The sequence below is a fragment of the Mycobacteroides sp. PCS013 genome (genome assembly GCF_049532645.1).
GTDB lineage: Bacteria > Actinomycetota > Actinomycetes > Mycobacteriales > Mycobacteriaceae > Mycobacterium > Mycobacterium gwanakae.
The window spans coordinates 136,428-158,745 of record NZ_CP150131.1 but is presented as its reverse complement, the minus strand read 5'-3'; the positions used below and the strand labels follow the sequence as shown (position 1 = coordinate 158,745).

The 22,318-nt window shown below is 58.7% G+C and carries 23 protein-coding genes; 12 read left to right on the top strand and 11 right to left on the bottom strand.

Annotation, left to right across the window (positions count from 1 at the left end):
• The first annotated feature begins 13 nt into the window (after positions 1-13).
• The 4 genes from RHO23_RS00735 (at position 14) to RHO23_RS00720 (ending at position 2,489) form a co-directional block, all read left to right on the top strand.
• Positions 14-496 carry a hypothetical protein gene (locus tag RHO23_RS00735; RefSeq protein WP_423488541.1) on the top strand — a complete coding sequence of 161 codons (483 nt, stop codon included), beginning with the start codon at positions 14-16 and terminating at the stop codon, positions 494-496.
• Entirely contained in the window at positions 497-952 is a 456-nt protein-coding gene (locus tag RHO23_RS00730; protein WP_423488540.1) for a hypothetical protein, read from the top strand.
• Between the two features lie 14 nt (positions 953-966).
• Positions 967-1,464, top strand: a complete 498-nt coding sequence (locus RHO23_RS00725; RefSeq protein ID WP_423488539.1) for a hypothetical protein — start codon at positions 967-969, stop codon at positions 1,462-1,464.
• Between the two features lie 788 nt (positions 1,465-2,252).
• Positions 2,253-2,489, top strand: a complete 237-nt coding sequence (locus tag RHO23_RS00720; protein ID WP_423488538.1) for a helix-turn-helix domain-containing protein — start codon at positions 2,253-2,255, stop codon at positions 2,487-2,489.
• 32 nt (positions 2,490-2,521) lie between these two features.
• Here the strand turns inward: RHO23_RS00720 and RHO23_RS00715 are convergent, their stop codons facing one another.
• On the bottom strand, positions 2,522-3,412 hold the full coding sequence (locus RHO23_RS00715; protein ID WP_423488537.1) for a pentapeptide repeat-containing protein: 891 nt from the start codon (positions 3,410-3,412) through the stop codon (positions 2,522-2,524).
• A 43-nt stretch (positions 3,413-3,455) separates the two neighbouring features.
• Positions 3,456-4,811 (bottom strand): hypothetical protein, encoded by a 1,356-nt coding sequence (locus tag RHO23_RS00710; RefSeq protein WP_423488536.1) that lies wholly within the window; start codon positions 4,809-4,811, stop codon positions 3,456-3,458.
• 121 nt (positions 4,812-4,932) lie between these two features.
• Here RHO23_RS00710 and RHO23_RS00705 point away from each other — a divergent pair, with 121 nt between their 5' ends.
• Both RHO23_RS00705 and RHO23_RS00700 read left to right on the top strand, forming a co-directional pair.
• The gene (locus tag RHO23_RS00705; RefSeq protein WP_423488535.1) at positions 4,933-5,235 is read left to right on the top strand and encodes a WXG100 family type VII secretion target; all 303 of its coding nucleotides are present in this window, start codon (positions 4,933-4,935) and stop codon (positions 5,233-5,235) included.
• A complete protein-coding gene (locus RHO23_RS00700) occupies positions 5,236-5,532 on the top strand; it encodes a WXG100 family type VII secretion target (RefSeq protein ID WP_423488534.1) in 297 nt (98 codons plus the stop codon).
• 31 nt (positions 5,533-5,563) lie between these two features.
• On the opposite strand, the gene RHO23_RS00695 is transcribed toward RHO23_RS00700, so the two are convergent.
• The 8 genes from RHO23_RS00695 to RHO23_RS00660 all read right to left on the bottom strand — a co-directional run bounded on the left by RHO23_RS00695 (position 5,564) and on the right by RHO23_RS00660 (position 12,528).
• Entirely contained in the window at positions 5,564-6,040 is a 477-nt protein-coding gene (locus RHO23_RS00695) for a YbaB/EbfC family DNA-binding protein (protein ID WP_423488533.1), read from the bottom strand.
• A 130-nt stretch (positions 6,041-6,170) separates the two neighbouring features.
• Positions 6,171-6,395: a hypothetical protein gene (locus RHO23_RS00690; RefSeq protein ID WP_423488532.1), complete on the bottom strand. Its 225-nt coding sequence runs from the start codon at positions 6,393-6,395 to the stop codon at positions 6,171-6,173.
• 43 nt (positions 6,396-6,438) lie between these two features.
• On the bottom strand, positions 6,439-6,783 hold the full coding sequence (locus RHO23_RS00685; protein ID WP_423488531.1) for a histone-like nucleoid-structuring protein Lsr2: 345 nt from the start codon (positions 6,781-6,783) through the stop codon (positions 6,439-6,441).
• Between the two features lie 172 nt (positions 6,784-6,955).
• Positions 6,956-7,891, bottom strand: a complete 936-nt coding sequence (locus RHO23_RS00680) for a hypothetical protein (protein WP_423488530.1) — start codon at positions 7,889-7,891, stop codon at positions 6,956-6,958.
• Positions 7,845-8,648, bottom strand: a complete 804-nt coding sequence (locus tag RHO23_RS00675; protein WP_423488529.1) for a hypothetical protein — start codon at positions 8,646-8,648, stop codon at positions 7,845-7,847. Before RHO23_RS00675 ends, RHO23_RS00680 begins: the two co-directional genes overlap by 47 nt.
• A 760-nt stretch (positions 8,649-9,408) precedes the next feature.
• Positions 9,409-9,726 carry a helix-turn-helix domain-containing protein gene (locus RHO23_RS00670; protein ID WP_423488528.1) on the bottom strand — a complete coding sequence of 106 codons (318 nt, stop codon included), beginning with the start codon at positions 9,724-9,726 and terminating at the stop codon, positions 9,409-9,411.
• A gap of 201 nt (positions 9,727-9,927) precedes the next feature.
• A complete protein-coding gene (locus RHO23_RS00665; RefSeq protein ID WP_064410159.1) occupies positions 9,928-10,776 on the bottom strand; it encodes a glycerophosphodiester phosphodiesterase family protein in 849 nt (282 codons plus the stop codon).
• A gap of 285 nt (positions 10,777-11,061) precedes the next feature.
• On the bottom strand, positions 11,062-12,528 hold the full coding sequence (locus tag RHO23_RS00660; protein ID WP_057968823.1) for a sugar transferase: 1,467 nt from the start codon (positions 12,526-12,528) through the stop codon (positions 11,062-11,064).
• A gap of 804 nt (positions 12,529-13,332) precedes the next feature.
• On the opposite strand from RHO23_RS00660, the gene RHO23_RS00655 reads away from it, so the two are divergent.
• The 6 genes from RHO23_RS00655 to RHO23_RS00630 are packed head-to-tail and all read left to right on the top strand — an operon-like array spanning position 13,333 to position 19,630.
• Positions 13,333-14,403: a glycosyltransferase family 4 protein gene (locus RHO23_RS00655; RefSeq protein WP_423489142.1), complete on the top strand. Its 1,071-nt coding sequence runs from the start codon at positions 13,333-13,335 to the stop codon at positions 14,401-14,403.
• Positions 14,400-15,584 carry a glycosyltransferase family 4 protein gene (locus RHO23_RS00650; protein ID WP_423488527.1) on the top strand — a complete coding sequence of 395 codons (1,185 nt, stop codon included), beginning with the start codon at positions 14,400-14,402 and terminating at the stop codon, positions 15,582-15,584. Before RHO23_RS00655 ends, RHO23_RS00650 begins: the two co-directional genes overlap by 4 nt.
• Positions 15,577-16,875 carry a lipopolysaccharide biosynthesis protein gene (locus RHO23_RS00645; protein ID WP_064407930.1) on the top strand — a complete coding sequence of 433 codons (1,299 nt, stop codon included), beginning with the start codon at positions 15,577-15,579 and terminating at the stop codon, positions 16,873-16,875. The genes RHO23_RS00650 and RHO23_RS00645 overlap by 8 nt, the downstream gene beginning before the upstream one ends.
• Positions 16,872-17,876, top strand: a complete 1,005-nt coding sequence (locus RHO23_RS00640) for a CgeB family protein (protein WP_423488526.1) — start codon at positions 16,872-16,874, stop codon at positions 17,874-17,876. The genes RHO23_RS00645 and RHO23_RS00640 overlap by 4 nt, the downstream gene beginning before the upstream one ends.
• Positions 17,863-18,474 carry a YdcF family protein gene (locus tag RHO23_RS00635; protein WP_217340651.1) on the top strand — a complete coding sequence of 204 codons (612 nt, stop codon included), beginning with the start codon at positions 17,863-17,865 and terminating at the stop codon, positions 18,472-18,474. The genes RHO23_RS00640 and RHO23_RS00635 overlap by 14 nt, the downstream gene beginning before the upstream one ends.
• 10 nt (positions 18,475-18,484) lie before the next feature.
• Positions 18,485-19,630, top strand: coding sequence for a glycosyltransferase (locus RHO23_RS00630; protein ID WP_423488525.1), 1,146 nt, complete (start codon positions 18,485-18,487; stop codon positions 19,628-19,630).
• Here RHO23_RS00630 and RHO23_RS00625 read toward each other — a convergent pair.
• On the bottom strand, positions 19,627-22,017 hold the full coding sequence (locus RHO23_RS00625) for a hypothetical protein (protein WP_423489141.1): 2,391 nt from the start codon (positions 22,015-22,017) through the stop codon (positions 19,627-19,629). The genes RHO23_RS00630 and RHO23_RS00625 overlap by 4 nt on opposite strands.
• Positions 22,018-22,318 lie beyond the last annotated feature (301 nt).

Below are 22,318 nucleotides of genomic sequence, written 5' to 3'. Positions count from 1 at the left end.
TTGGGTCGTCAATATGGTAAGTACAACGAAAGATAACCACCGCATAGTTTACGATTTCTTTCGTGATTGGGTCGTTTTCGCTCCGCTTCCCGTCACCGCAGCAATTTTTGCATCAGCGCTTACATTGCATAATGTGGTAGGTTCGGAAATATCAAATGGTGCGCTAATTTCGTATTCACTCGCACTGTGCTGGGCCTTTTTAGATGACGTAAAATATGTACAAGAAGACACCATGAGGTCATTGCGAATTGCGCAGCGGATAATACCATTCATGAAATGGGCTATCACGGTTGTTGGATTCCTACTGACCGGCATGCTTGCGGCCGGACATGTGTTTGAGAAGATGGAATTGCTCAGCGCAGATCAGGTGGCCAGCGCATTCGGAACTGTGGATCGATTAGTGATTATAAGCGGTGCCATGGCGCTGATTACGTTTATGCTTGCGTGCTGTGCTCTGTGGTTCAGGCTTGCCAAGCCTCGTAAGGAGATGGGATAGATGGCGGCAACCATTCTACTGGCCGTGGTTGGGTTGTTAGCGATCCCAGCCTTCATATTGGCAGGAGCGATCTTGATTGACGCATCTCGTCTCGCTCCCAAAAGGAGTGAGACGGACGTCAGTGAAGTGAGGCGCAGGGGGCCGCTGCCCGGAGACCGTCCAGGGATAAATAGCATCTATGCGAATGCTGCGATGCTTGCACCTAGGGTTGCGCAAATGAACCAGCATATCTTGGAGCAGAAGGCACAGATTGAAGTACTGAAGTTCTTGGTACGTGATATGCGGAACAATATAGACTACAGCGCCATCAGCACCGAATTGGACAGACAAATCGAGGCCGTTTTCCTTGTTGATCGGGTGATCAACGACAAAACGGTCGGTAACAAGGCCTTCCCGTCTGGCGATGTCGATGAGCAAGTGGCGGATTCTATTCAATATTCGACTAAATCTATATAGTTTAGGTGCGTGTAATGTCAAAATCAAAGGCGGCGGAAGCGAAGCTTGCGGGCGTAGATGTCGATTTGCCGCCAGGGGCTATCGAGACTTTGGAATTCGCTCGTTCCAACCCAGAATTATTCAAAAGGCTTAGTGAAGTCGTACTTAAGGAATTTTTGGCGGAGTCAGAGGCGCGAGTTGGCGGCGACTATAACGATCTACTGCTAGGTCTTTATGAATGCCTAATTCGTCGAGTGAACCTTAGCGAAGGTCAATTGATTCGATGGAAGCAAGGCCTTAAGAACAAAAGGCGCCCCGCATATGGTGAACCTGCCGTAGTTGTAAACCTTCTTGCCGAACCGATCGAGTCATCTGTCGATAATCCTGGATCCACCTATTTTCGTGAGCCTTTAGATATGATAATCGGTGTTCTTGACGACGAAAAAGAATTAGCAATATATTACGTCGATCGTCGACGCTTCGAGCCTTATGAAGACAGTCACGAGCCTTCCTGCGATTCCGGCGATTCGTGAGAAATGACGTACCCCGTGTCTGAGTAGTTTATCGGAGCCAACCCCAATGCATGTGCGATAAGCGGTGAATCACACCAAAGATTGTCGATCGCATACTTTTTAAGTGATTCAGTAGAATTATGGACTGACTCGCATATAACTAACGTTCCAAGATATTTTCCAGGCGTACCGTAGGACCGGCAGCGCGCAAGCCATGCACTGAGCGATGCCAGCGCCTCATCTCTGATATCGAAGTCGGGATCTATCAGATCACAGACCGGAACAGGCAGTTCGCCTAATAGTGAAATTATGTGGTTTTCATTGCATTTCATGACATTGAGAGAGCTCAATATATCAGTATATACTATGTCTGACAAAACTTGAATTCAATTCGCAGCGGCTGAATTCTTGAAGCTCCATGTCTTACATCATTCTTCGGAGCGCCTCGCCACCGCTCAACAGCAATAGGGTGTCAGGCTCGGATCGCCCCCAGACTGACGCTGACCGGACTGCCAATCTGATGAGGAAGTCGAACGGTGTCGGGGCACGCCGCATGCAGTCGCCTTGCCGTATCGCATTGTTACCGTTTGGGTGGCCCGCTCGGTATGCAACAAGGGGCGCAGAAACACCCGCTTCTGCGCCCCTTGACCATGGTGTTTAGGTTCATGGCAGCGCGAATCCGCCGCCGCTCATACGCCCACCTCCGTTCGCGTCGATCCGAAACCCCGCGCAGGTACCCCCAACCACCAGAATGCTACTTATAAGTATGTAGACCTACAAGTAGCATTTCGGAAACGTTGCACTTCGTTATGGAGGGTCAACTACAGAAGATCGTGGGTCGCAACCTGCGCAGATACCGTAAGGAACGCGGTCTCAGTCAGGAAGCATTCGCCGATCACGTCGGCGTGCACCGCACCTACATGGGTGCGGTCGAACGTGGTGAGCGCAACCTGACGCTGCAATCACTCGAACGCATGGCCGACATCCTGGAAATCGACGCTCGGGAGCTCTTGGCGAAACCGGAGAAGTCGGCGAGTTCCGACTGAGATGCTCGTAAGGCGAATTAGCGGAGTAGCGCCTAGTGGCTCAGCTCAAATACGGCGGCAAGTAACCTTGCATCATCCGCTGATAGGTCTCCAAAATCGAGCATCCCTACCGCATCGGCAGGCAGTGCCGCCGCAGCAACAAACTCGGCCTTAAATCGCATGGCCAACCACTGCGCCTCGCGGGTGCCGTTCGCAGTCAGGCGATCTGTTGCAATCTCAACCCGACGGGGAAAATCGCTCACCAACACGTACCTGTCGGCCATCGGTGGAATGACGTTCCTAAAGTCGATCGCAAGGAAGCTAGTACCGTGCAAATTGGCGGTAGAGAAATCGCAGCCCTCTAGCTTGTTCTTACCCAAACCAGAAGGGCCGCGCTTACCAAAACCTCGCCCGTCAAAGAATACCTCGGCAATCTCGGCATCGCGGAAATCGCAATTTTCAAAGACTGCGGTGAGCATCCGAGTTCCATACCATCGTGTGCCCGTAAAAGCGCAGCGCGAAAACGCCCCATCCTCCGTGCTGACATTGCGCAGATCGGCTCCAGTGAAGTCACATGACGTGTATACGCCTCCTTGTGCCTTCTCTTTTACCGGCGCACCGAGTGAAGCCTCTCTCAGATCTGCGTTTCTGAAGCTACAGGCATTAAAGGTTGCAGAGTACGTTCGCAGAGAGATCAATCTGGCACTATCAAACACGCAATCTTCGAAGGTTGATTCATGCACGCGCCACTCAGGCAGGGCTGCATGGCTAAAGTCGATACCCCGATTGAGTTTCTTCTCGAACTTGAATATCTTCGCTATGCGTGCAAGATCATCGCTGATGCGAACGCGTTCGGGTTGTTCAATGGTAAGGCCACGCAGATCTACCCTCCCATCATGTGTACCGTACGGCGACTCTGCGCGCCCTCGCAACAGGGCATCCAACGCGTACTCGGCACTCTCTGGTTCCCAGCGAGTCTGCAACTCCTTACTTTGGCGGGACAAAAATCACTCCTTCTGGCGCATCATAAATAATTCCTCCACCAGGTCCGCCGTGTGTGGCTTCGTACTTGGCGTGCGCTGCCCAACTCTTCATTGTTGTTAAATCATACCAAGGCAACTCGCCAGCCTTTGGATTAGTGTTAACGAAATCTGGGCCATACTTAAACTGCTTGGTAGTAACGAGATCTTCTAAAGTCGAATCGCGGTTGACAAGATCCTTCACGCGGGCATCAAGTACATTTCCTTTGAATGCCTCATAGAGATTGGGGTGGTCTTTTAACGCATCCATCTGAGGCTTACTAAAAGCGATGGTTCCATTGTCAAAATCGTCGAGAGCCTGCTTGGTGTACTTAAGAAGAGCATCCACGTTACGGTCGACATTGGAACGCTTGACGAAAGCTGCGACGACGCTCTTAATCTTGCCGAGTAGGTGGGCGATCTTTTCAGCAGCCGCTTTGGCTACACGCGCGGCAGCACGACCTAGTTCGATAAGTTTTTCGATAATGGAAGCGCAGCGGCGGGCGACGGCACTGGCACGTACAGCCAGTAGTGCGTTACCGAACAATTCGCCGCCGACCTCGATCAGAATCAGCGACGCGACTTCACCGACCAAGAACTCGGCCGCGAATTTCTCTAGCTCGGTAATCAGCTCTTTGTGGGCGTTCTCGATAGCGGTAGCGAGATCTTTACAGCTCGTGCCCAACTCGCGGCATGTGGCGGCGACCTGACTGCATTTATTTTTGAGGTCGTCCAGATAGGCTGTGGCCGGACCGATTTCGGGGGATTGCTGCCCGGCAAGCATCGTCTTGCCCTGGTCCAAATACCCCATAACGTCCCCGGCGACGGCAGCGTGACCAGTCCACACATCCCCTACGAAATTCAAAAGGTGTGGGTCACCATCAGGCCAGACGTAGCCCACCATGCTTTCGATGAAATGCCATGCCTTGCCCACGAGTCCTGTGGGTTGTGCGCCCCCACCGCCGTATGCGGAGGGAACATCGGGCGGTTGCGTGGTGGGTTGTGTCGGAAGCTGTGCTTGCGGAGTTGCGGCTCCGGCTCCCGCCTGGTTAGCGGCTTTGTGGTTATCGCCGTTGACCTTGATGATGCCCGAGGTGTTGTTGACCATATCGGCCAACCCCGCCAAAATCGTCACCGTGTCTTTAACGGCCTGGTCATAGCCGCCGCTGAACTCTTTAGCAGTGTTATCCGAGCCCGCCATCCCCGCCGACTGCGACATGCTGGTGCGCATACTTTTCAGTAGGGCCTGAAAGTTTTGGCCCGCGAACCAGACCTTCTCGGAGGCGGCGTAATACATCGCGGGGTCAACATTGATCGGTGCCATACCCCGCGCACCCCCTCATATCCGGTTCTAGACTGGCTGTTGCTCAGGTCAGCGTAAACCAGCATCAGGCAACACGACTAGTTTGCAGACACCACAAAATCGAGGGGCGGAGAGCACACTGATGGCAGTACCAGGGGACAGTTCCGGCGATGCGCTCTATGTGCAGTACGCGGGCGTGATCGGCTCAGTCAACGACATCGACGCGGTGAACACCGAAATCAAAGGATCGTTTAACCGGCTCAAAACCGAGGGCGACGAAGTAGTCGGCGGGTCCTGGACCGGCACCGCCGCTGACAAGCTCGATGATGGTTGGCAGCAGTGGCAACAAGGCTTACACACGATCACGGGCGCGCTGGATTGGGTGCTCGGTCAAGTGACCGGAGCGGCCACGACATTCAAAACCGTTGACGAACAGGGGCTATAGATGGGAAGCGACGATGATGCCTACAAAGTCGATCTTGAAGCTCTCGATGCGCTGATCACCCATATGGATCAGTTCACCAAAGGCACCGATGCCAACGTCGAACTCATCGACGGCTATGTGGGCACAATGCCGTGGACCGGGGAAACCGAACGCGCTCATAAAGCCTGGCAAGCCCAGTGGCGCTCCGGGGTTGAAGATTTGCAAGAGGGACTGCGCAAGATTCGTGAAGGCGCGAAAACCGCGCACGAAAACTACAGCAGCGCCATTAACGCCAACCTGAAAATGTGGGGACACTAAACCAGCAGGCACCGCTGGCATCTCGTGCGCTTTATCGGTTTCGGTTGCGCCCGAACGGATCTGCCCCCGGATTCCACTCCTGCTCTTCCCAATCCCCAGGTGGAGCCTGCTGCTCGCGCTCGCGTACCGCACGCGGCTTCGGTGCCCGCAGCGTCGTGGACAGCTTCCCGAAATCGCGGTCAAGCTGATCGAACATGTCCGTGAGCTCCGGGTTAGCGTCAGTAACTTTCTTGATCTGCTCACGCACCTGCGCCACCGCAGACTCACACGCCTGCACATACGCGGCTTCGATCCACGCCGCCAACCGATCCGCACGCGGCGGCGCAGACTGCGGGATCAACTCCAACCGCAACAAACGCCCCTGCGCAGACACCGTCACCTTGCCCACGCCACCCGATACCGCATGCCCACCCACACGAGCAGTTCCCTCGATCTTGCCGACAGCATCAGCTAGCCAATCCGCCACCCGGTGTGCCGCATCCACATCTACCGAAACGTCGAAGTCCATATCCTGACGCTACTAGCAACTATCGGTTCCAGCCGAGTCGCAAGGAGAGCATTTGATTATCTCCAAGACTATTCGGTCTTGATCATCAACCGAATCGAATGCAGTTGAAAGATGCCCCGGGCCGAGTGTTTCATCCACGCCATTCGCCGTGCGACTTGTGATCAAGGACGTCATGGATGAACTGGCCCCGAGACTGGCCAGGTGCGGTGAATGCTTGCCATGTCTCCAGTGAGCAGTTCTTGTATTCCCACTCGACCCCGTCATTCTTGAAGCGCACAAGGATGGAGCCTCGTTCCGGGAGGTAGGCTTCGGCAACGATCCTGGTCGAGAAGGTGACAGGGTGCCAGTCCACCATCGCATCTCCTAGCTCACGCTTGACGGCACCCGCGCGGGGTGGGTTAGTTCGCGGCGTTGAACGCGTCGATAACCTCAGCAGGAATGCGGCCACGCGATGATATGGCGTGGCCGTTCTTGCCGGCCCACTCGCGGATCGCGGCGCTTTGTTCACGATCGATACTTGGCCGCTTCCGGCCCGAACCCAAGCCACCACGCCCGTGACGACGACCGCTCACCTTACGAGCGTGCTCGACCCACGTAGAGAGCTGCTTGCGTAGCTTCTCGGCATTCTTGGACGAAAGATCAATCTCATAGGTGATGCCATCGAGACCAAATTCAACCGATTCGTCGGCGGCAGCTTCACCATCGACATCATCAACGAGGGTTACGGTGACCTTCTTGGCCATTTGAGGATTCCTTATGCGTGGAGTTACTGGGTGATATCAGTACCCCAACGATAGCTGTGGGATTCAACGAATCGCCGTGTTATGCCCAATTCGGCGTTTTGCCCTGCCGTGCAAGCCTGTTCGTCCTTCCAGCACAATGCACTGCCCCCTGTTTCGATCTACCGATGCTTGCTCACGCCTGGAACTCGACTGCCTGAACCCAGTATCTCTCGAAGATCGGGTTAAGGACGCTCGCCTGATCGCTTCTGGAAAGCTCGGAATGGTTCCCTGACAGGACAGTACCGACGTCAGGCACGTTTCTCGCAGAGTCTTGCCCGATGACCCATCGATCGTGCGTAGCCTTAACCAGTTGCGAGTCAATGAATCTCCACTCAAGCGCAACGCCCTTCTGCTCGAGCTCGTGTTTTAGAGCCTCATACCTCCGCCGGGTCTTGGCACTTGAATTACCCTCCAGGCGAAGGGATAGAACATGAATTGCCTTGACGCGATTTCCGTCAGCAACGTCCGCGATCATGTCGAGCGCAGCTGGCTGAAAGTGCTTGTCCATCCAGTAGATGTGGCCAGCGCACTCCCGCAACACGCGCGTCATCCACATGATGTTGGAGTACGGCGTGTCCCTGCTTATGAAGACGCTCGGCGGGACGAAGCCTTCGCTGATAACAGGATTGAGGACCTCAATGAGGCCGCGCTTATAGGAAATGATCTCGTAGTCACTCAGTATCGTAAGGAGCGTACCTAGGTTACGGTCAGTAAGTCCTGCATCGTGGCGTTGAGCTCTCAGGACCGACTCGGCGTTACGCTTCTGAGCACGTGGCACACCGTAAAGCGACTGACAGATTGCAAGGCACTCTGGGTTCTGAAGCAATGCCGAGTGCATGGTCGAGCTAGCAGCTTCCGCATCGGGCGCCGCGAAAAGGTACCAGAACAGTGCTTGACCCCTCACAGTCAAACCGCTGCTTGCATCGACCAAGTCGAGACTCTCGAGAAAGCCATCACTGGCGTCTACGCCGCCGCGGTTCTCTCCCAGGTTTCGAATGTCCAGCTCGTACTTGCTCCAAACCTTAGTTGGAAGTGCCATCGCGAGGCTTCTCACCTTCATCCGGGCCAAGCTCGCCAGCTAGCGCTTCGATTGCGGTCACAACGCTGGCGAGCTTTGTATAGGTAGCCGCCGCAAGGGGTTTATCTGTAACTATCGAGAAGCTGATCGAGCCATGTTCAAGGTCCCACGTTTGGTCGACGGCTGGAGTACCGGTCTTCCGTTTACGCTTGACTGGTACCTCATCGACCGGTTCTTCATCCTCAGCATCTTCGTCTAGATCTGGATCAACCTGATCGCCTAAGCCTGGCATCGGCAGTGTCTTCGCACGATCGGCACCAACCCGCTCCGCCAGTCCTACAGCCACGGCGCTGTCGACGAACGACTTAGTGAATTTGTCCTTCGACGACACCGAAACCCCGTGGACGTTGACCGCCTTGCTTGCAATACCAGCGAGCGTCAGTTCACTGTTAACCGCGAAGTCGTTGTAGAACTTCATGAAGAGGCTCGAGCCACGGAATGCCTCAAGCAGAGCCGCCCTTTCCTTCTCCGGGCTCTCAGGATGGGCGATCTTCATTGCCCGATCCGTAAGTGAGACCGAATCACCACTTCCGCTTGAGATCAGTCCCCACTCACGAAGTGCAGACGCCTTCTGCTTCCACGGCCCACTTGTCGCTGACGTATGACCGGCATAACCAGCAAGCGCTGTGGCCGTGTGAGCCTTGCCGTACTTCCCCGCATCTTTGATGATTTTTGCTGCATCCGGCAGCGACAGCACGGGAAAACCCGTTCCTCGGTTTGACACCTTCACTTCTGCTGCATCAGTCACGGTTTCGCCTCCTTCCAGTTCCAGTCGGACGACTGCTTATGCCTCAAGCATGACACAGGCCGGCCTTGCTGTAAATAGGTTAATCATTCTTCCAACCTCAAGATGGTCTCTCATCAGACAAAAATAGATCCGACATCAGCTTTTACATCAATCCAATCGAGAACATTTAGAGTCACGCTTTCCACATAATCTATGTTGCGCGACGCCGGAGGGTGCCACACACCGTCATACCCGCAGTAACGCCGGAACTCACGGCGGCAATGATCTACACGATGGATACGGGGCCTCCAAGGGCATATTTGCAGGTGAGACGCACGGCATTCAGCCAGTTGGCGCAAAAATAGACAGATGACAAGAACTAGCGCCGACCAATACCTGGGCCAACGTGCCCGTCTCGGATTCCTACGGCAAACACGCCGACAGGTGGTTTCCTACCTGAGTTCCAGAGATCAACTGAACCTGCACATGTACTATCTGCTTGCATCGGACAAGACTGAATCTGCACTGATTACCCTCCGAGGCAACGTGCATCTCGACGATCCATCACTTCCCCAAGTCGCAGGCCGCGCCTAAGACTGACGCAAGGTGATCAAGCACCGGTGTCCGCACCACCATCATGCCCAATGGCAGAGCCATAACCGTCCGAGCACTCGCACGACCAGAGCCAGATCTGAAGATGCTCACCAAATTGTTCCTTGAGCTGGCACGCTCGGAGATGGAAGCGGAAGGCGTCAAGCAGTAAGCGATCAAGCCGCTTGAATCAGACCACCGATCTACGACCACCGGGACGTAGCTGTAACCCAGAACGCTTGAGTGCCTTGCCTACTGCACTCGCCTCCACGCCAACCACAACACCAACTTCCGCCAACGTATGGCCTTGTTCGTACAGTGCCCTAGCACGGCTCAAAAGTTCCGGCGTCAGCTTCCTCTGCTCACGAAGCTCAACACCAGCCTTCTTCAGCTGCCGCGAGACTGTCTGGCGATGGCATTCAAACTTTCGAGCCAGTTCGAGCGCAGAAGCTCCAGCCTCATACAACGCCACCAGCTCATATCGTTCAGCCGCGCCGAGTTTGCGCATCTCGCGATACTGTTCTGGTTTTGCTATTTCTACCTGCGCAGATTCCGCAGCTGGCCTCTTCGCCAACTTCTCGACAGAGCCCGATCTCAACAACCGAGCGAAACCTGAACTACGGCTTGAAAGGGTTTCGCGTAGGTGCACTGTACGGTTCGGCATTTCAACGCACGTTTCTGAGAAACTGCACGACTACTCGTCGCTCCGTCAGCGCCAATCCTTGGCCGCTCGGGGTGAGTCGATGAGCACGGCATCCAAGCCAATTTTGCGCGCCAAACGAAAGTCGTCTTCCGTATTCACTGAGAAGCCTATTGTTTTCATACCGGAATGCAGCGAACTGAAGCACTCAATAGAATCTGGAGCCCACAGTTCAGCACTGACTTGAGACACCCCCGCACCCAAGGTGAATTTCTCAGTCACCGTGACATCTCGGTGCATCTCGAAGCCTGCCCATCTTCCGATGCTCGGGGCGGGTGCACACCGGTGATTCAGTGCCATATTCAAGAGCCTCTCCCGGGTCATATCCCGGCTTTCGGCAATGTCCAAGCCGCTCTTGGCCGCGAGCGCGGTGACGTCTGCGTCCGTGGAATAGATAATTGACCGCTCCACCGCACCGGTCTTGACCAATACGGCGGAAACCGCGTCTACCAGCGGCCCCGCCGGAATCTGCTTCAGGTCAAGAAATAGGGGCATACCAGGCGGGATGGCGGCAATCGCCTCTTCCAACGTCGGGATCTGCACTGCCTGTCGGCGATACGGGTTGATATCGATTTTGCCGAAATTCCATCCCGCATTAAGTGCTTTCAATTGTTGTACCGTTTTCGAATTGACCGGCCCACTGCCATCGGTCAATTTCGACAGATCAAGCGGGCGATAGAGCACCGGCACCCCGTCGCTGCTGACCTGTACGGTTACCCACATCCCACCGACGCCCGATTTCACAGCGTTAGTTATTGCCAATACGGTGTTCTCCGGATAATCGCCGGCACCTCCACGATGCGCAATCAGCATCGGTCTGATGTCCGAGGGAAGCTCGCCACCCGTTGACGGTGCCAGCGATTCAACAAATGTCGCGGGCCGGCCTTCGTCAGCAGGGACATGCCCACAACCAGCCACTCCAATTACCGCGACCACAAAACCAGAGGTTAATGACCAGGCACCAAACACACACAAAACGATAGGACACAGCGTGTCATGCTGTCAACGATGTGTTCTGGCGCTAACACGCATTTACCGATTGAATGCGGTGACCGTTCGGTCCGCAAAGGCCTGCTCGAAAGATCGTGCGCCACAAGGCTGCACACCAAAACTCGGGAAGCCCTAGGGGCCATCGACCGAGTATCAGTAGGCGCCCTCGCTGCGCACCACCGCGCCGACAGTCCGGGAAATGATGCGTATATCGAGCCCCATGGACCAGTTGTCGACATACGAGATGTCGTGACGGATAGATTCGTCGACGGAAAGATCGTTACGGCCGCTGACTTGCCATTGGCCGGTAACACCCGGTTTCACCAGGAGCCGTCGCCGCATCGTCTCGTCATAGGCGTCGACCTCCCGCTGCACCTGCGGCCGCGGCCCGACAACGCTCATGTCACCGAACAGCACGTTGAAGAACTGGGGCAGTTCATCGAGGCTGTACTTCCGGATGAACGCCCCCACCGGGGTGATGCGGGGATCTTCCTTCGCTTTGAAGAAGACGGGCGTACTTCCTGCCGAGTCGATCATCGCCGCGGTATCGCGGTCGGCGCCCGTGTACATACTGCGGAACTTGATCATCCGAAATGGCACGCCGTCCAAGCCGATTCGTTCAGACACGTAGAGCACCGGCCCGGCGCTGGTGAGCTTGATGGCCGCGGCAATCGCGAGCATCACCGGCGCGGTGGCCAGAATGGCGGCCGCTGCGAACGCCATGTCGAATGCTTCCTTCGACATCGACCGGGCCCGGCGATGGCCCGGGGCGAGCATCTCCAGCATATGAACCCGCTCCAAACCCCGCTCCGCTGTCGTCACGACGGTCTCGTCCACGTCCCCAGGAGATGCCGCGAGCTCGATTCCCAGATCTCCGAGCTCGGAGGCCAGCACTGAAAGCTCCTTGCGTCCAAGGTCATTGGTCATCGCGACCGCGACGATCTGAGCCGATGTCCGCTGCGCGGCCTCGACCACGTGGCGGTCGTCGCCGACTATCGGCACGCGGTGATCACCGACCTCGATCGCCTGTCCGCCAAGCCAATGATCAACTCCAGGAGTGCACGCGCCGACAACCTCGAAGCCACTGCCCCGGTGACGGCCAAAGGCGGTGATCATCTCCCGCACAGCGTCGTGATCGCCCGCCAGCAGCACCGGAGTCCGGCTCGCCGAGCCCCAGATACGCCGCAGCCCATACCGGGCTACGAGTATGCCCAGCAGTCCAAGCGGTATCTCGATCGCCAAATGCCGGATATCGATCAGCTCGATACGCGAGATGAGATAGGTGAGCAGCACAATCGTGAATAGCTGGAACGTGACACTGACGACCGTCTGCCATTGCTGCAAGACAGCCCGCAACGCCTTTCCCGGGCCGACCGTGTGCAGCGAGAGTGCAGCAAACCACGTGACGGCGATCACAACATCCGTTGCCGCATACCAGCGGCCCAGGTCCTGGCGCCCGGACAGCAGATGATGCGCGAGCTGATACGAGACCAGTGACGTGAGGGCGATGGCCACCAGGTCAGCCGCCGGCGCCCATCGTCGGTGCAGGTAGAACAGCCCCCCAGGGCGTGCTTCTACCCTCCGTTGAATTCCGTCACTAACGACGCTCTTCAAATCCATAAGTGCACTTGACCCGTTCGTTCATATCGGCTGATTCGTATGGACGATTTAGGCAATTGAGCCCGACCTATTTACGTGTAGAGGTTTCCATAACGACCAAAAACACGCCACGTGATGACTGTCACGCTACTTCACGGGTCGCAACGTCACAAATGAAAGTTTTATTGCAGGGAAATAAGAATCATCTAACAAACATCTCCCACCGCCACCTATTGCTAATCTTCACGCCAATCACACAACGCTCACCGGCAAGTAACATTTCCATAACATGACCAGTTCAGGATGATTCAGGCAACGCGGTACGCGTCCTCCCCAGCCTGCCACAGCGTTATCTCAAGCACCACACACCCGCTAGTTGCGGGCAAATTAAAGGCAAGGCCAAACCCAACTTTCAATGAGCGAAACCCCTGCCTCAGGTTGCGGAGCACCCACGGTGTGTTGCAGGCTAGAGACGAGTCGGCTGCCTGGCGGCATGAACTAGGCGCATCGGACGTCGTTGCGCACATGAATTTCGCATCCGAAGAGCATCGCGCTACTCGGTAATATTATTTGGCCTACTCAGGCATTATGAGCATCAATGGATACGAACCTATCGGCGGCCACGTGCACGTGCATGTTGAGTCGGTTGAACATTGAACAAACATGAGGGATGGGGCCGAGCCCCCAAGGCGGACCACGCATGTCGGCGAACACATGCGTGGCGATGGACGACGCGCGACGTCGGACCGAGGCCGCAGCCGTCACCGATAGCAAAGATCGCCAGCAGCAGAGATGAGGCCTGATATGGCGCCCATCAGAGTGCACATGACCGGCGCGGAGTGGTTCTCCTCGTTGCCGGGCGGGTTGAATCGGTACTTCACCGATCTGTTCACCGCGCTCCGCCACCGGGACAACATCGAACTGTCGGCCGCCGCATTCGGGGTGCCCTCTGACGGTGGATGGTCTTGGGGCGCCACCGGCGGGTCCACTCGAACGCGGGTTCTCACCGCGTTCAACGATCGATCCGGGCTGCGACAACCCGGCATTCTTGATCGCCACTTCTGCCTGTATGGACCATCGGCCACCGGATGGCGCACCCGCAGCCGCCTAGTTGTGCACTTCCACGGACCCTGGGCGGCAGAAAGCAGGTTCGCAGGAGCCGGAGCCTTCCGTTCCCATGCCAAGTACGTCGTGGAGCGCCTCCGGTACACCGGCGCCGAGCGGATGATCGTCCTGTCGGATCGATTCCGTGACGTTCTGATCGAGGACTATCGGATACCGGCGGATCGCATCGAAGTCATTCCACCCGGGGTCGACCTCGACCGATTCGGACTGCTACCACCGTTGGAGGCACCCACCGGCCGGCGCACGGTGCTTTGCGTGCGCAGGCTCGAACACCGCATGGGAATTCACCGCCTCATCGAATCGTGGCCGGCCGTCGTATCCGCGCATCCAGATGCCTGCCTGATGATCGTGGGCACGGGCACCGCCGAGAATGATCTGAGAGCACAGGTGTCAGCGGCGGGTCTGGACGACAGCATCCAATTCACCGGACGTGTGGACGACCCCACCCTGACACAGCTCTACACACTTGCCGACCTCACCGTCGTACCATCCGTGGCTCTTGAGGGGTTCGGATTGATCGCACTCGAATCCTTAGCCACCGGCAGACCTGCCGTGGTCACCGACTGTGGCGGACTCCCCGATGCGGTACGCGGTCTGGACCCCACGTTGATCGTGCCATCTGACAACGCCGAAGCACTTGGGGCGCGCCTCATCTCGGCACTCGATGGCATGCTCCCCAGTGCGCAGCAGTGCCGGCGACATGCCGAGTCGTTCTCCTGGGCGGCTGCCGCGCAGCGTCACCATGCCGTGTATTCGGAGTTGAGCGCGTGATCCGGGCAGTATTCGTCGCCCACACGGCCGCGCCCTCCGGCGCGGAACTGGCAACTTCGCGCTTGCTGTCGGCGCTACGCAATGTACCCGCGGAGTTCACGGTCGAACCGTCCGTGATCTACACCGAAGACGGCCCCATGGTCAGCGCAATGAAATCCCAAGGCATACAAACATCATTGTTGGCCAACACTTTCGATAGCCGAAGCGTCACCATTGACGGTTCCGGATGGTTGCGCAGGTTGACCGGAGCCGCGGCACTGGTTCGGCTCGGGTGGGATCTGGGAGCCGTCGTGCGGGAGCACGGAGCCGATGTGCTGATCGCAGGGAGCACAAAAGCTCTCATCATGTCTGCCGTTGCGGCCAAACGAGCGCGGATTCCCTTGATTTGGCACGTTCACGATCGGATATCAGCTGAATATTTCGGTGCCACACTGGCATTCCTTATCCGAATGATCGGCATGATGGTGTCCGACGGGTACATCGCCAACAGCCGATCCACCCAGAACTCCCTCCGGCCACGGCGGCGCCCGGGCGTCGTGGCGTACCCCGGGCTGGATTTTCTGCGGACACTCGACACAGAACACCCGCCCCAGCGCCCGCCCGCCGAGACCGTTGTCGCTGTCGTCGGCAGACTGACGCGATGGAAGGGACAAGACGTGTTCCTCAGGGCGCTGGCCAACACCAGCGTTCAGCCTCAGCGCGTGTACCTCGTCGGCGGCACCTTCTTCGGCGAGGATTCCTTTCGAACCGAATTAGAAGACCTGGCAAGCGAACTGCAGCTGCCGGTGACATTCACCGGGCATCTCGACGACCCCTCCGACATCCTCTCCGCCGCCGACATCCTGGTGCATTGCTCGGTCATCGCCGAGCCCTTCGGACAGGTCGTCGTCGAAGGGCTGCGCGCGGGCTGCGCAGTCATCGCCACCCAGCCCGGCGGTCCCGCTGAGGCTATTGAATCGGGAGTTCACGGGCTGCTGGTCGACGCCGGCAACGCTGATCAGTTGACCGATGCCCTCGACCGTCTCATTGAAGACCGTGACCTTCGAATCCGATTGGCGCAAGCCGGTCAGTCTCGGGCCAGAAAATTCGATATCGCCGACTCGGCACAGACCGTCGCATCGTTCTTCGCGCAGATCCTCAACCGTCGCGCGACTGCATCGTTAGAAGAGCGCAGTGTCTAGGGGACCGCGAAACAGCGCAACGCTTCCCCGCGCATTACGACTGGCCCGGGATTTCGGGGCCGTTGTCTTCGGTAAGTACGGCCAATACGTCGTGACATTCGCGACCGTGCCACTACTTGCCCGAATTCTGGGCCCGGCGGGAATGGGGCTATTGGCCGTGGGGATGGCGGCGTACTTCTTCGGCTCCATCGTCGTCGACCTGGGCATGACACCGTTCCTCGCGGCTCAAGTGCCCGCCCTACGCAACACCCCCGCCGAACTCCGGCAGGTGCGTACCGACTACTTATCCCTGAGGTTGATCACCCTGGCCGTGCTCGGCGCCGCGTTCGGCGTCGGCTGGATAGCCGGGGCGACCCCGTATGTGCACATGATTCTGTTGGGACTCTTCGCCGGTGGGCTCTGGGCCACCTCCGATGACTGGCTGCTCATTGGGCAGGGGCGGTTTGTCGCATCCGCGGTTTACCAGGGCTCCGGGCGCATCGCCTACCTCGTTCTTCTCATCGTGCTACTACCGCATTCCCCACACGCGTCCACCGCGGTGCTGTGCCTGCTGGGCTCCTCAGTTCTGACGGTCGCCGGCACCTGGTGGGACAGCCTGCGCACCTTCGGCGGGCTGTGTCGCCCCTACGCACCTGGCCGCATCCTCCGCACCAGCTGGCCGATCGCCACCTCACGACTTCTCACCACCGGATACGGGCAAGGCGCACCAGCCATTTACTCCGCCATGCTCGACGCCGTATCGCTGGGCCTGTTCTCGGCGAGTGATCGTCTGGTCAGGGCAATGCAATCTCTCCTGGATATGATCGGATTGGTGCTGCTGCCCCGGATGGCGAAACGCAGTGGACACGAACACTTCTGGCGCACCGGCTTGCAAGGATTACGCGGCGCCGTCGCGGTGGCCATACTCGCAGCAGCCCTACTCTGGGTGCTCGCCGCACCGATAGTTCACCTCATTTTCGGAAGCGAGTTCCTCGGGGCCGTCGGCCTACTGCGCGCCGAGCTTCTCATTCTTCCGGCAAGCACTATCAGCTCGTACATCAGCACCGCGCTGTTACCGGTACGTCAGGACATGCATGGTGTCCTCATAGCGTCGGTGGTCGGTACAGCGGCGTCGGTGGCCGGGCTGATCGCAGCATCCTGGAGCCACTCCGTGTGGGCACTGATTGGCGGCGTGATCGGCGCCGAATTCGGAGTAGCCATTTGGTATCTGGCCCGCATCAAACACCTGGCAGGACGGGAACGAGGCGTGCTCATCGAGGCTGAATCGGAGCAAGAGGGTGTTGTGCGATGAAGATCCTCTTTATCGGAGATGATTGGGTGGGCAGTAATGCCCGGTCGATGGCGGACGGATTCCGCCAGGCGGGCCATGAGGTGGTCGTGGTGGACACCACCAGAGTCACCTTGCCTGCCAGGCTGTCACCGGCCTGGGTGTACTCAAAGGCCATGCGCCGGAGGGCATCCTGGGTGCAGAACGCCGTGCATGATCAGATCGATGCCATTGCGCGAGATTTCACTCCCGACATGCTCTTCGGGTTCAAATCGATCCACCTGGACCAGGCACGGCTACTCCAGGTTCCGGCAGCGGTCCGCGTCCACTACAGCCCCGATGATGTCGGCAATCCCTACAACACGACGACTGATTACCTGGCACACGAACGCGAGTGGGATCTGGTGGTCACCACCAAACGCCACAACGTGACCGAGTTGCAAGACCGAGGCGCGCGCCGAGTGAAGTTCGTACGCAGCGCCTACGACCCCGCGTGGCATCGTCCGTGCGCCAAACGGGTTGCACGGCAGTATCTTGTGGGGTTCATCGGAGCCAGACGCCCGGACAGATCCGACATGATCGCCCGACTCGGCAACGAGCACGGGAAGAATCTTCTTGTTCGTGGTCCGGGCTGGCGACGCATGCCCTCGCTGCAGGCCACCGGAGCCACAGTCGGTGGCGCCGTCTACGGCGATCACTTCGCGACCACCGTGGCGTCCGTCACCGCGAACCTGGTCTTGCTGAACTCGGACAACCGCGACACGCACACCTGCCGGACCTTCGAAATACCCGCGTGCGGTGGGCTGTTCGTCGGGGAACGCACCGATGAACACAGCGAGCTACTCAACGAGGGAACCGAATGTCTGCTGTTCTCCAACGAGGCCGAACTTGGCGAGATCCTGCGGTGGTGTGCTTGCCATCCGGCGCAAGCCGCCAAGATCGCGGGGGCAGGCCACCTTCGTGTGACGCAGGAATCGCACCGCTACGTCGACCGCGCCAAGGAGATCGCCGATGAGCTCCACTGACGCCACGGAAATGCCCACCGATGAGCCCGCAGTGCCTACCGCCGACCGGCGACCACGGTGGCGCAGGCGAGTCCTGTTGGCCGTGATCGCGATCGCCGTGCTCACGACGGGGTTCGTCACCGCCGGCTGGCGTGTGTACATGCACCCGCAGACCGATCCGCTACGGCCCGCCGACGCGATCGTCGTATTGGGCGGCACTCCTTACGAGCGGTTCGACGTCGGGCTGGATCTGGCGAAACGCGGGTACGCACCGTACCTGCTGATCGCACAGTCGACCGGAGCCAATGACCGCAACATGGACAAGTACTGCAAGGGCCACTTCACATTCACGGTCAGCTGCTTCATCCCAGACCCCTGGACCACCGAGGGCGAAGCCCAGGAAATACGCGCCAAGGCACAGGAACTCGGCTGGCATCACATCATCGTCATCACCTTCACGCCACACGTCTCGCGTGCTCGTTACATCGTCGGAAAGTGTTTCGACGGGGAGCTCACCATGGTCGCTAGTCCCACTCCCTCCGGAGTTGCCTTCTGGTCGTGGATGTTCATCCGGCAGTCCGGCAGTTACGTCAAGGCTTTTCTGACCCCCGGATGCTGAGGAGGGAACTATGAACTCATCGCGTATAGCGATCGTCCATGAACGTTTCACCGAGTTCGGCGGCTCGGAATTGGTGGTCGCCGAATTCATGAAGGCCTGGCCGCAGGCGAAAGTCTTCGCGCCGATCACGGAACCCCATTGCCGCCAGCAGGTATTGGAGGCCGCCGGCCGGCCGGACGATGCACCGCACGCGCCGATTTCAGGGACCTGGCTGGACAATGCCTACAGTGCTACCGGACGCAGGTCACACGCACCACTGCTCCCCCTGGTTCCCAGCGCCCTGAGGAAGCTCCCGCTCGGCGATGACCTCGACGCGGTGCTGATCAGTCATCACTCATTCGCCACCCAGGCGGCATTCGCCACCGATGCTCCCGTCATCGCTTACGTGCACAGCCCGGCCCGCTGGGCATGGGACCGCGCATTTCGTGATCACGAGATGGCAAGCCGGGCAGGACGAATCGCCCTGTCCGCATTGGGGAACCTCGCGCGCCGGGGCGAACTGCGGGCAGCACCCCGCTTATCGCATGTCATCGCCAACTCACATGCCGTGGCGGAGCGGATTCGCGATTGGTGGGGGCTGCCGTCGACAGTGATCAGCCCACCCGTACGCATCGACAGGTTCTCTCCCGATCCGTCGATTGCCCGCGAGGACTTCTATTTGTGTGCGGGCAGGCTGGTTCCGTACAAGCGTGCGGACCTAGCCATCCGGGCCGCGCAACGGGCCAATTGCCGCCTAGTGGTGCTGGGCGAGGGACGATTCCGCGATCACCTAGAAGAAATCGCCGGGCCCGAGACCACCTTTCTCGGCGCCGCATCCGACGAGGTTCTCCTGGACATGTACCGGCGATGCCGCGCCCTGTTGATGCCCGGCGTGGAGGACTTCGGGATCGTCCCCGTCGAGGCAATGGCGTGCGGAACACCGGTCCTGGCGCTGGGCGCGGGAGGTGCACTGGACACCGTGGAGCCCGGCATTACCGGTGAACACGTACAGGCCGGCCCGGATGACGCCGTCATAGCACAGCTCGCCGAGCTGATGCGGGACTTCAACCCCGCCGACTACGACACCAGCGCCATCCGGTCGCAGGCGTGCGGATTCTCACCCGAGGCGTTCCGTTCCCGGATCGCCGATATCGTGCTGGGAGCCGTGCGCCTCTAGTCGCTCGCCGAGTGCTTTCCTGCACTTGACGACGATCCGCCATGGGCACCCGAACCTTCCGAACCGCCGCCCGCGCTCGAACCACCACCGGACGACGCCTCGGGCGCGCGATGCTTTCCACCCGACTCACTGGGCGAGGCCACCTTGACCTTCACCTTGTTGGACGCACCCGAGGAATCCTCATGATGCTTCCCGCTATCGGAGTCGCTCTTGGTCACCGACGACGTGCCTGAATCCTTATTCGCCTCAGCAGCTTTGGATTCGGACTGAGTAAACGTCACAGATTCGATCGTGTTAGTCACCGTAGAGGTGATCGCACCCCTCGTCTGCTTGATCGACCCACTGGCCGAATCCTTCAGCGCACTATTCGCCTTATCGACCTTGTCCTGCAGCTTCTCCTTCACGACCGGCTTCGCCGGCTTCTCCTTGTCTTTCGAGTCTTCCTTCGCCTCGGCCTTGGGGGCCTCTTTCGCGACATCCGGCGTGGGAGCGGCAGCGGCAGCGGGTTGAGCTGCCGCTTCGCCGATCGGCGTCGCACTCAATTCCGAAGCGCTGGATGCGGATGCGGAAAGCGGCGCCGGCGCGACCTTCTCGACAACCTTGTCCTTGGCGGCGACGAGGTTCGAGGTGAGATCCAGTTTCGGAGCCTCAAGCTGCTTGGCCTCAGGTGCCGTCGCAGCGCCCAGTTTCTGCGCCGGCGCAGAAGCCTCGACGTGCGTGGCCGCCGGTGCGGGCGTATCGGTGGCCGCCAAGGTGTTGGGCGCCGGAGACGAGAGCGGCGCGGGAGCCGCACCGATCACGCTGGCGAGCTGCGTCATCACGTCCTTGTAGAACTTGGAGGCCTGCAGGGTGTTCGACGCCGCACCATTGAACAGATTCCCGTACTGCGCGGTGAGCATGTCCGAGATCGGTGTCATGACGGGCGTAACCAAACCCTTGTACAGCGGAGTCAGAGCCTTGGCGAGTTCGACTGTCGGGTCCGGTATTCCGAGCGCGGTACTGATCAGGCCGGAGACGGTGATGAGCTGGGTTGGCACGATGCCACCCGTGGGAATCAGGTTGGGCGGGATGATTCCCAGAGGCGTGTTGGCCCCCGGTGCCGTGCCGATCTGGAATGTCGGCATGAGCCCAACACCGAACAGCGATGGCAGCGTGAAGCCCATGCCCTCGGTCCCCATGTTGAAGCCACCCAGGGAATAGACGATCGGTATCGGCAGCGCCCCGGAGAACGGCGTCTGCAACACCATCACGTTCTGCCCGTTGTTGATATTGAATCCGTTGGTGCCGAGGTAGTTTCCGGTCGTCACATTGAGATTCGTCATACCCAGGCCGAGCATCGGAACGGAGAAGTTGGACAACGTCGTGCCGACCGGCGAGTAGATACCGTTCTGCGTCGGGATGAGGACATGTGCATTGAACTGGCCTGCCTGCCCCAGCCCCAGTGGAGCCTTGATGCCGTTGGCCCACATGGGAATCGACAGCACGGTCTGCGGAACGTTCACGGCACCGCCGTCGACCACCAAGGTGGGCGCGGTCGCCCACCATCCGGTCTCCATCCCCAGCGGGAATGTGTAGTTTCCCGCACCCATCGGGACCCAGGCCGTCACGTTCGGCAAGGTGCCATCGGGCAGGATTCGGACCGAGTCGGGCAAGATGCCCAGCGGGTCCAGCGAGGCCGGGATCTTGATGTTGAGCCCGCTCGGTGTCTGCACAAAGGTGTTGGTGATGGTTGTCAGGCCGCTGGCCTGAAGCAGCGGCCAGTTGTAGCCCGCCGTGAACTTGTCCTGCTCGGCGATCAGTCCGTCGACGATGTCGCTCAGGGGCGGAAGCTGGTTGACGATGGGCCCGATGATGGGGTTGTTGAACACACCGTCAAGCGCGTTGGCCAGACCATTGAGCAGGTTGGCGCCCGGGATGGTCGTCGGCAGTGGCAGGTCGACGAAACCCTGTCCGGGAATCTTGATCGCGGGAATGACTCCCGGAACAGCCGTCGGGAGCGGAGTGCTTGCGAGGTTCCGCAGCACATCCGGGAGGTCGGCGATGCTGGTCAGATTGGAGTGGGTAAGGCTCGTCCCGAACGTCGGGAGCAGCCCTCCGGATCCCTGGGCGATGGGGTTCCAGACGCCTCCGGCAGCCGATCCGATCGCATTAGTCCCGGATAAGTAGTTATTGAGCGCGTCCTTAGAGTCGGTGACCGCGCCCTTGTAGTCCGGTGCCGCCGCGGCCGCCTGCGCGGTGGGCCCGACAAAAGCCAAGCTGGCAGTCGCGGCGACGGCGCCGGCCGCCGTCACGGTGCGTTGGACGACGACCTTTTTGGATGACTTTCGATGCCGCTTGGACAAAACCGCAACCCTCTCCTTTGAGGAAACCTGAAACGTGAGCAGCACTGTAAACGTGTGACCCACCTCATAGTCGTTATTTGAAAATCGTGTCTACCTGCGATTTGTTTGGTAACACTGCGTGCCCAGACCGGCCCCGGTCGCTGCGAGCAGCGCAAGGAGGGGCCTTGCTCACGCAAAGTGATTGACGAAAGTTTGCTAGAGACGTCAACAAGCGTTTACGGCGAGCAACTTGACGGCCGAAGCAAACAAGCAAACCTCGCGGCCATCGGGGTACTACAACCCCAGTAGACGACCGTCAATTTACGTTCACGCCTGAATCCATTTTCGCGTTTCGCATGTATCCAGG

Coding starts and splice junctions, on each gene's coding strand:
- RHO23_RS00690 (WP_423488532.1), bottom strand. CDS start 6,395: ATGGTGGACTGGCACCCTGTCACCTTCTCGACCAGGATCGTTGCCGAA.
- RHO23_RS00730 (WP_423488540.1), top strand. CDS start 497: ATGGCGGCAACCATTCTACTGGCCGTGGTTGGGTTGTTAGCGATCCCA.
- RHO23_RS00670 (WP_423488528.1), bottom strand. CDS start 9,726: ATGCGCAAACTCGGCGCGGCTGAACGATATGAGCTGGTGGCGTTGTAT.
- RHO23_RS00705 (WP_423488535.1), top strand. CDS start 4,933: ATGGCAGTACCAGGGGACAGTTCCGGCGATGCGCTCTATGTGCAGTAC.
- RHO23_RS00655 (WP_423489142.1), top strand. CDS start 13,333: ATGACCGGCGCGGAGTGGTTCTCCTCGTTGCCGGGCGGGTTGAATCGG.
- RHO23_RS00640 (WP_423488526.1), top strand. CDS start 16,872: ATGAAGATCCTCTTTATCGGAGATGATTGGGTGGGCAGTAATGCCCGG.
- RHO23_RS00700 (WP_423488534.1), top strand. CDS start 5,236: ATGGGAAGCGACGATGATGCCTACAAAGTCGATCTTGAAGCTCTCGAT.
- RHO23_RS00695 (WP_423488533.1), bottom strand. CDS start 6,040: ATGGACTTCGACGTTTCGGTAGATGTGGATGCGGCACACCGGGTGGCG.
- RHO23_RS00660 (WP_057968823.1), bottom strand. CDS start 12,528: ATGGATTTGAAGAGCGTCGTTAGTGACGGAATTCAACGGAGGGTAGAA.
- RHO23_RS00710 (WP_423488536.1), bottom strand. CDS start 4,811: ATGGCACCGATCAATGTTGACCCCGCGATGTATTACGCCGCCTCCGAG.
- RHO23_RS00720 (WP_423488538.1), top strand. CDS start 2,253: ATGGAGGGTCAACTACAGAAGATCGTGGGTCGCAACCTGCGCAGATAC.
- RHO23_RS00725 (WP_423488539.1), top strand. CDS start 967: ATGTCAAAATCAAAGGCGGCGGAAGCGAAGCTTGCGGGCGTAGATGTC.
- RHO23_RS00630 (WP_423488525.1), top strand. CDS start 18,485: ATGAACTCATCGCGTATAGCGATCGTCCATGAACGTTTCACCGAGTTC.
- RHO23_RS00635 (WP_217340651.1), top strand. CDS start 17,863: ATGAGCTCCACTGACGCCACGGAAATGCCCACCGATGAGCCCGCAGTG.
- RHO23_RS00735 (WP_423488541.1), top strand. CDS start 14: ATGGTAAGTACAACGAAAGATAACCACCGCATAGTTTACGATTTCTTT.
- RHO23_RS00685 (WP_423488531.1), bottom strand. CDS start 6,783: ATGGCCAAGAAGGTCACCGTAACCCTCGTTGATGATGTCGATGGTGAA.